This window comes from Okeania sp. SIO2F4 (assembly GCF_010672385.1).
GTDB lineage: Bacteria > Cyanobacteriota > Cyanobacteriia > Cyanobacteriales > Microcoleaceae > Trichodesmium.
Genome location: NZ_JAAHGT010000374.1, coordinates 1 through 8672 on the forward strand (window position 1 = coordinate 1; position 8672 = coordinate 8672).

Annotated in this window: 10 protein-coding genes and 1 pseudogene; 7 read left to right on the plus strand and 4 right to left on the minus strand. The window is 34.0% G+C overall.

The features are described from left to right. Nucleotides 1-755: 755 nt before the first annotated feature. The 5 genes from F6K22_RS21875 to F6K22_RS21895 all read left to right on the plus strand — a co-directional run bounded on the left by F6K22_RS21875 (nucleotide 756) and on the right by F6K22_RS21895 (nucleotide 4037). Nucleotides 756-956 carry a cyclic di-GMP-binding domain-containing protein, MshE-related gene (locus F6K22_RS21875; protein WP_293102623.1) on the plus strand — a complete coding sequence of 67 codons (201 nt, stop codon included), beginning with the start codon at nucleotides 756-758 and terminating at the stop codon, nucleotides 954-956. 578 nt (nucleotides 957-1534) lie between these two features. Beyond that, on the plus strand, nucleotides 1535-2176 hold the full coding sequence (locus F6K22_RS21880; protein WP_375340187.1) for an extracellular solute-binding protein: 642 nt from the start codon (nucleotides 1535-1537) through the stop codon (nucleotides 2174-2176). 78 nt (nucleotides 2177-2254) lie between these two features. Then, nucleotides 2255-2383 carry a hypothetical protein gene (locus F6K22_RS21885; RefSeq protein WP_293102629.1) on the plus strand — a complete coding sequence of 43 codons (129 nt, stop codon included), beginning with the start codon at nucleotides 2255-2257 and terminating at the stop codon, nucleotides 2381-2383. 680 nt (nucleotides 2384-3063) lie between these two features. Continuing rightward, a complete protein-coding gene (locus F6K22_RS21890) occupies nucleotides 3064-3261 on the plus strand; it encodes a hypothetical protein (protein WP_293102632.1) in 198 nt (65 codons plus the stop codon). Nucleotides 3262-3647: 386 nt separating this feature from the next. Next, the gene (locus F6K22_RS21895; RefSeq protein WP_293102635.1) at nucleotides 3648-4037 is read left to right on the plus strand and encodes a substrate-binding domain-containing protein; all 390 of its coding nucleotides are present in this window, start codon (nucleotides 3648-3650) and stop codon (nucleotides 4035-4037) included. A 177-nt stretch (nucleotides 4038-4214) separates the two neighbouring features. Here the strand turns inward: F6K22_RS21895 and F6K22_RS21900 are convergent, their stop codons facing one another. The 3 genes from F6K22_RS21900 to F6K22_RS21910 all read right to left on the minus strand — a co-directional run bounded on the left by F6K22_RS21900 (nucleotide 4215) and on the right by F6K22_RS21910 (nucleotide 6851). Next, nucleotides 4215-4436: a hypothetical protein gene (locus F6K22_RS21900; RefSeq protein WP_293102638.1), complete on the minus strand. Its 222-nt coding sequence runs from the start codon at nucleotides 4434-4436 to the stop codon at nucleotides 4215-4217. Between the two features lie 112 nt (nucleotides 4437-4548). Then, nucleotides 4549-5160, minus strand: coding sequence for a pentapeptide repeat-containing protein (locus F6K22_RS21905; RefSeq protein ID WP_293102640.1), 612 nt, complete (start codon nucleotides 5158-5160; stop codon nucleotides 4549-4551). 317 nt (nucleotides 5161-5477) lie between these two features. Beyond that, nucleotides 5478-6851 (minus strand): helix-turn-helix domain-containing protein, encoded by a 1374-nt coding sequence (locus tag F6K22_RS21910; RefSeq protein ID WP_293102643.1) that lies wholly within the window; start codon nucleotides 6849-6851, stop codon nucleotides 5478-5480. 233 nt (nucleotides 6852-7084) lie between these two features. On the opposite strand from F6K22_RS21910, the gene F6K22_RS21915 reads away from it, so the two are divergent. Together F6K22_RS21915 and F6K22_RS21920 are read left to right on the plus strand one after the other, a co-directional pair. Then, entirely contained in the window at nucleotides 7085-7294 is a 210-nt protein-coding gene (locus F6K22_RS21915) for a hypothetical protein (RefSeq protein ID WP_293102646.1), read from the plus strand. Nucleotides 7295-7394: 100 nt separating this feature from the next. Beyond that, entirely contained in the window at nucleotides 7395-8099 is a 705-nt protein-coding gene (locus F6K22_RS21920) for a class I SAM-dependent methyltransferase (RefSeq protein ID WP_293102649.1), read from the plus strand. Nucleotides 8100-8389: 290 nt separating this feature from the next. Here F6K22_RS21920 and F6K22_RS21925 read toward each other — a convergent pair. Beyond that, nucleotides 8390-8672 (minus strand): annotated as a pseudogene (locus tag F6K22_RS21925) (pentapeptide repeat-containing protein); the annotation flags it as partial.

The window sequence follows — 8672 nt, forward strand, 5'->3', positions numbered from 1 at the left end:
TGTCCCATTCGTTAAAATTCAAAACTCAAAAGTTTAGAAGTTAGAAGGCGCGAAGTTAAATTCCTATATTTGAGAGTTTGAGAATGTCCTAACTTCCCTGACGATTATCTATACCTTATAAATTTAATTGCTAGAAGTTTTCATAAAACTCTCCTGTCTGGCTGATAAATTAGTAAATATTCATTTGGGAACCTTTTCTATCTTTAGATATCTCCGATCATCAAAAATCAAATCAATCCCATGCCCAAAAATTATCAATTCTTTCCCCCTACTCCCTGCTCCTTTTGACCTACTCCCTCTTTTCCGGAGAGGTCTTTTAGATATATGGTTGCCCAATTAAAGTATCACAGGAAAAATATATTGAAATAGTTAAGCAGACTGGAAAATAACTGGATGGTTTTGCCTTTTTATTCGCTTTTCCCTTGGTAGAAATGTCGTTGCTTTTTAGTTTAGTAACTTTACGACAGATAGAAGTCATTAGCGCTTCATGTCAACGGGTCGAATATCTCTAAAATCAATAATGTTAATTTTTGTAAATGGTACGAACAGTATCTGTAAACTTGCCATACTTGATTGATGAAGAATACAGTAGGAGACTTGAGTTCCTTACTTTTATTCCTGGGGATATTAAATTTTGCATAAATCTCCAGAAACTAGCTGATTATTAAGTATTAATCCAGATATATAATGGTAAATAGAGTCAATCATTAGGGTGCCGATACAGAACCACATCAATTTTAAACAGGTGAAATACCATGATGAAAATAGGTGAAATTCTCATCCGCAGACAATTAATTTCTCAAGCTCAATTAGACCAAGCGATAGATATCCAAGCTTCATGTCATCAAAAACTTGGAGAATTACTAATGTTTAAAGGTTGGATTCAACAAGATGACTTAGAAATGGCTTTAACAGAACAATATTGGCGACAAAATGGTTATTGGGTAATTGACTAAGAATTAAATCAAGTCAAAAGTTAAAAGTCAAAAGTTAAAAGCAAGAATTACAGCAGTTTTGGAGTTATATCATGTCCGGATGATTAGTGATAAAAAAGTATATGGTTTGTAGTAAACCTCTAGCCCTATCTATACTTGGGGCTAGAGCTTTACTACGAGCTTTAATTATAACTATTGAACCGGACATAATATTAGTGAGGTAGAAAGTTTTATCACTTTAATAAATAGGAACAGAAATTATAGTCTTCAACTGTACCTCACCATTCTCAAAAGTGCTCTAAATCAAGTTAAAAGTTAAAAGAACACTGTAGAGACGTTCCATGGAACATCCCTACTGGGTTTTGGTTTTAACTTGAACTCATCAATCTGAAAAGTTCTGTAATCTTGAATCTGCTTGTTTGCATAATTTTTGAAACCATAGCTGATTAATAAATATAGAACAAAGCTGATTATTCATAAGGCATTCCGTGGGATGCCTATTTTTTTGCATAAAAAAGGGAGAAATGGCTGATTAATAAGTAGAACAAAGTTAGATTACAACCGAATAAAAATGAAAATTAACTGGCAAAAAAAATCTAATTCCTACTTTAGGACTTCTATTTCTCCGAGCTTGCGCTCAAGTCAATAATTCCGCAAATTCTTCAGGAGTTGAAGTCAAATTTTTAGTTGGTAGTGCTTTAGAAAAATTCTTTAACCAAACTGCCACCCAACTCAGTCAACAAAAACCCAAACTCGATAATGGTAAACCTTTTTCCTTGAAATGTGAATCAAAAGGTAGTGGGGATGTGGTGACAGAAATAGTTTCCCTTTCCAAAAAACTCAAAAGTGGAGCTATTCAACCAGACTCCCCAGAATTTCCCACCCTAATTTCCGTAGATGGCGAAATTTATCATTCCCAACTCTTATACAAAATTAATCAACTCTATCCCGGACAAAATTATATTCCTCAAATTACTGATGCACCTTTGTTAGCAAATAGTCCGATGGTATTTATGGCATCAAAAGAGGTCGCACCTGGGTTACAGAAACAATCAAATATATACCAAGCACTCATCAATGCTCAAACTCACCGAGACCTAGACTCAAGTAGTCCCCAACTGCCAATACATTATGTTCATACTGCTCCGACTCGTTCCAATTCGGGTTTGCAAACTTTGGTCGCGCAATTTGCCTCCTTTGCCAATAAACGCCCCGAACAACTCACCGTTGCGGACCTGTAACAATATCAACCCCAAATTCAAAAAATTCAAAGTAAAGTCACTCGCTACGGCGTTTCCAGCAGTTCCTTAGCTGAGGATATGGTGAAAAATCGTCCGTTTTGGGCATCGATCGCTTCTGTTTATGAGTCTTCTGTAATTCAGGCAAATACTGCTAATACTCAAACTTCCTATCAGAATCTGTGGATGATTTGCAAAGACAATTATTAGAAGTTAAGAACAAGCAAAAGTAAAGTTCTGGTATTTCTCAACAGCATTTACAACAATTAGCTGCTAGTTTAGAAAGAAATATTCAGTTAGTAAAAGCTGGCAAAGATACTCGACAAGCAAAAATTTTTAGTCTCCATACAATGGTGCAAGATTCAGCAGGATTATTGCAATAACTAGAAAATAAATTGCGAACTGCCAACTTGAATAATTCTGAATAAATTCAAGAGTTGCGCAGTTTAAGTGATGAATTAAATAGCTACCAAGACAACATAAAAATGTTTCTTTAAATTTAGGGAGTAGGTAGAGATATGGGGTGATAGGGAGGTGGGGTGATTCGTATATTTGCACAATTTTTTGTATTTCATATAATTTGGGAAACAGGGAATAGCGGTGCGACCCCGCGTCGGCGACAGACGCAAGCGGTCAGATCCCGCGTCGGCGTAAGGCGCAAGGGAACGCTGACCAAGAGAGGGAATGCTGACCAAGAGAGGGAACGCGCACCAAGAGAGAAAAGAAGAAAAACAACTGTACCTAAGTAACTTGATCAAGGCTATCTCTATATTTGTTGTCTTGAATTATATCGATAGTGAAAATACCGATTTTTTCTGGCTTTAAAGAATCAAGTTTGCATAAACAATGATATTTTTTCCGATATATCAATAAGTACCAGGAAGAAAATTATGAATAATAAACTTGATTCTCTTTCAGTTGGATTGTTGATAACAATAACTATTACTATGGTACAAGGGGCAGAAATACCAAATAATAAGTTCAATCATAGTTGCTATAAAGCTGAAAAAACTATTATTCAACAACAAAAAAATTATCAAAAAAATGAACAACCACCTGTTCCAGAGAAAGATGGTACTAGCCGTTAAAATTTATCTAAATAGGGCTGGCTGATTAAATATCAAAGCACTATTCAATAAAGGTTTGAAGAATTTTAGGCACTGAAAAAGTACCAGCTTTTCGGTTGATGGAGCGGAAAAAGTGAGCCTAAACCGGGTAATTATGACAGAAAAACTAAGGAGCAATTATGAATGACCACCTCTTCTACAACTACCGTAAATCCTAACTCTTAACTACTCCCTACTCCCTATTCCCTACTCCCTACCCTATCAAAAAGACTTTCCATACACAAACCCTAAATATATATCTTAGGGCTAAAGTCCTACTACAAACAAAAGCTTTTTTATATTTCATTTGCCAACAATCTCCGATCAAATTTTTATTACTTAATATCACAGAACGAGAATATCTGAACATGACAACTACAAATCATAAATATCTCAAAAATCGTCGTATTTTTTCTGGAATAATTACTTGTACAGCTTTAGCTTTAGCTTATGCACCAATTCCAGGATTAAATCAAAAAATTATAGTAGTTAGTGGTACAGAACTTGCCGAACCACTCCAACAATTATCAACTCAATTTGAGCAAAAATATCCCAATAGAAATCTCGAATTAAAATTCCAAGGTTCTCAGGATATTGTAAACAATTATATCGACAAAAAAAATGACTTTAATCCCACTGTTTTAATTCCAGCAAATGGAAAATTATTAGAGGAATTAAACCAACGTTGGCAAACTCAAAATAATACCCAAACATTCTATCAACAACCAACAGCGATATTTTTAGTGTTAAACTTTTAGCGCTAAAGCACAGCTACAAACAAAGACTCAATTAGCTTAATTAAGATTGAATGTTATTTCTCATATCTATTGAGGGTCTGAATTTTTTCCATCATTTACTCAATATGAATCAAGTTTTTTCTTGATTTATACTGCTAAAACATTTGACAATGAACATATTTATTTATCTAACTTTGCTTATGTGTTATAAGAAGTTACAAAAGTAGTTAACCAAGTTCCCGGAGCAAAAGCCATATTAATTTTTGCTCCTTCATCTGTGTGCTGTAGGAACAATAAAACACCATCTTTTACCTGTGCTTCATCTGCCTGAACATATTGTTCTTCATTTTCGGCTATATTTTTAGTTACCCGAACATACCAATAATAACGACCATAATTAATCGGTTCACTATTACTCACTTAATTTTACTCCTAGTTAACTACACCAGACTTGCCGGATTATAAATCTCTATGATTATTTTGTCAAGCTAACATTTACAAAGAAATAATATGATGAAAAATAAATACAAAATTACCTGTGTTTTAGAGGAATCAAAAAATTGAAAAATTCAGAATCTTCAATAATTGCCTCCTCAAAAATAGCATTAGTTAAATCTGCATTCTCAAAAGATGTTTTTGATAACTTTTCTAACTCAATAACAACTTGAAAAAACAAAATTACACCAACTCCAAAAATTACTCCCGAACCCAAAAATAATAACAATCCTTTGACTAGATTTCCTGCCCAAAAATAGATAATACCACTCGAACCAATAACCGCAGCAACTCCAGCTAAAACAGCAGCAATAATCTCACTCTCAGCATTAGTAATAGCAACCGCCACAGATCCAGTTGCAATCAAAGCAGCAATCCCAGCCATTTCACCAACAATAAAACTAGCAAAAGCACTAGCAAGAGTAACAGCGATCGCCGCTCCAGCACAACGAACAATCAAAATCCTAATCTTGCTCCTACTTTGCCCAATTATCGCACCTCGAAAATTAGCCCCTATTAGGATAGCATCCTGAAAATTGCAACCTCTCAAGTCAGAACCACTAAAATTAGCTCCTGTCAGGTCTTGACCTTGAAAATTGCGATGTCGTAGGTCTTGCTGAGCAAAATCTAAAGGTAATGGTTGATTCATAGTATTTTATCAAGAATAGGAAATTAAGTAGTAGAGTTGGCAAAGATTGAGTTATCAATAATTAATGGTCAACCAAAGTTGTATTTGCCAAACTTAAAAGTAATAAAATACTATATGATTAATTAGTAATAATTTTACAGGATTATGAGCATTGCTATGACATTACTGAGAATAATTCAGTAATTATGATATCCAGATAATAAGTGATAAAAAATTTTCTGTTTGTAGTAGATTTTTAGCCCTAATTCAAGATATAACTAAAGTCCTACTACTAACTTTAATTATAACTATTCAACCGGATATGATATAATATGTCCTCAACTGTTATATTGATTTTTTACATATTGTTTAATAACAGGTTCAAGAGTAAAAACAGCTCCTTCCTTGCTCACAATTTTTTTTATTAACCCCCGTTTTCTTAAAGACTGTATTGCTCCTAAAAAATCGTTATTTCCAGAAAATTCAGGAGGTTGACTGCAAATATTTCCTCCTATTTCCTGATTAGCTAACCACTGCATGACTAACTTTTCAGACTCAGATAAGCGCTGATAATGCTCGTGTAATATTGGTTTTAAATCTCCTAAAAATGGATTGGAATAAGATAAAAATTTAGCGACACTACCATTGAATAAATCTTCGATAGTAGAAGCTATAATATTTAACCATAAAGGGTTGCCACTGTAAAGATTAATAAGTTCTAAGCATCTATCTTTATCGGTTAAATTTTTCACTTTTGATAATTCTGTTGCTGACTCTCCTAAACCTTGAAGTTGTAAGGTGTGGCAGTGACAGTTTTCTGTTTCTAAGTTAGCTATTTCTGTGGGTTTTTCCCAACTGAGGAGGAGTAAACAACTGTTGTGAGGAGAACGTGCTATTTCTTGGATTAACTTACTGTAATTTTTGTATTCTGGAATGTAAGTACCGACAAATTCTCCGGTAGTTAATGTTTCTTGGAAGTCGTCGAGAATAATTAGGCAACGATAGAAACGCAAGTAATCTGGAATTGATAAATTTTGTTGTGGTGGGGGTGGGGAGAAAAACTCAATTAAGTTAGTTTTGAGAGCGTTGAGGGTGGAAAATTTTCGATGACTTCGCCAGAGGATGCAGTAGAAGTTGTCTTGAATGTCTTCAACCAGTTGTCTAGTGAGGGTGGTTTTACCGATACCCGATAATCCGGTTATGGTGACGATGCGGTTATTTTCTTCGAGTATCCATTGTTTCAGGGTGGCGAGTTCGTTGGTGCGGTTGTGGAAATTACGGAGTTTTGGTGCGTCGGTCAGGTCGTGGCGTTTTTCTGGTTGAATGTTGTCGGAGTTGGGGGTGGTTGGCGATCGGTTTTTAGGGGTTTCGTCAGAGTGACAACTTTCTCTATATACACTAATCCTGCTTTCATAAAATTTACTTTGTGCAAAATCACCAACATTAGAGTTGCAAATATAATATCGTTCCATTGCAGCGCGGAAGTTTGTTTTATTAACTTTTTCGTCTAGTTCTTCTGATATCAGTTTCCATAAATTGCCTGCTACTGTTTTGACGCTATCTTTACTATAGCGATACTCATCAGCAATTTCTTGATATTTGTGATTATTCCAGACTCGTTCTAATATTGCCCGTTCCAGACTATTCAAATGTCTTTTCTTTTTAGCCCACATTAAATCTTCTGCCCATTTAATTACTTTTTGGAAATCCATTTTTACTAAATACATTATATAATACTTACCATACTACTTTTTTAACCTTTTTACAACTTTTTACACCCATATTTTACTTTTTAATTCAATTTATACTGATAAAACCTCGCCAAAAGTATCTACCAAATTTTACTTTTTATGACCTTACAAAACTCTGGTAATTCTATAGAATAGAAAAATGAATTCAAGTGTGAATTCAACGTTTTCTTGCTAAAATTTAGGAGTAAGTAAAAATGGCAGAACCTATCACAATAGCTGGTAGTGCAGCTATCATAGTAGCTATCAAAGCATACTGTGCTGCACACTTTATTCCAGTGAGTATGTCAATCATTATGAAGTGTGCTGTAGCTTACCTAACAGGCGGTAAAAGTGCAGCTATTAGTGCAGCACAAAGTTCAAATGCAAGCTATGGTTTCATTTGTGCTCTAAAGGATGTTCTTTAATTGAATATACCTTTGTGTTAATAAATATTATGTGAAAAAAGAGGGTGCGTCACAACTCTCTTTTTTTATGACTTTTAAATCAAGAGATTAATAAAATAATATGCTTGAAGAAGAGCTACGCAGAATTAATAAAGATTTTTACTCAAGAAGAATAGATAAGATAGAGCAAACTATTGACCTAGAAGAAAGTCTGTCTAAAGAAGTAGGATGGGGTTGCTATGAAAATCAGTATCAAGGCTTCCAATTAGCAACTAATTTAGTTAATATCGACTGGAGTTCTACAAATATTTCTATATTAGATATTGGCTGTGGGTACGGAGCATTAGCTAGATATTTAAGAGAGAAAAAGGGATTTCAAGGAAAGTACACTGGTATAGATATTTTAACTACTTTCTCAGAAAAAGCATCCGAACTACAAGGTAACGATAACAGAAATTATTTTATAAGTGGTGATGCTTTATCTTATAATTGGAAAGATTCTAAATATGACTTTGTTGTATCTCTAGGTACACTTTCAGTTAATTACGACTACCCAGAACCTTATGGAAAAGAATCATTAGAATTTGCTTTTAAACTGGTAAATTTAATTTGTCAACTATCTTGTAGATATGCTTGTTTATATTATCCAAATGAGAAAAACTCGCCCCTAATACAAAGAATGACTTCTACAGATATGGCTTTTTACGATCCGGATAACATTGAAAAAATGTTCAAAGAAGCAACTAGCGGAAATTACAAAAAACTGATAACTAAGTCATATCCTACTGCTGATAATGTGAAAACTATCACAAGTATCTATTTTTGAAGTTATAGTTGTTGGCGCACAATTAATGCAAAGAGGTCATTATTTAATTCAAAAGAAATAGGGGAAAGCCAGACTCAACTACATTTCACTAAACCATTAAAACCGATTATATGTGTTTGGTTTCGCCAACCCTCAACTTATGGTATTTTAGGCTTTAAATCTAAAATTACCATTTTTTTTGAAAAATATAACTCTACTATTTGCCAGATTTCTGAGTGCTAAATATGCATTTGTTTTTTGGGAAAATACAAGCTACCTGTGCTTTAATTTGGAACTGGAATTATTCCACATTACCTGTTTTTTAGCGGAATCAAAAAATTGAAAAATTCAGAATCTTCAATAATTGCCTCCTCAAAAATAGCATTAGTTAAATCCGCATTCTCAAAAGATGTTTTTGATAACTTTTCTAACTCCATAACAACTTGAAAAAACAAAATTACACCAAATCCAAAAATTACTCCCGAACCCAAAAATAATAACAATCCTTTGACTAGATTTCCTGCCCAAAAATAGATAATACCACTCGAACCAATAACCGCAGCAACTCCAGCTAAAACAGCAGCAATAATCTCA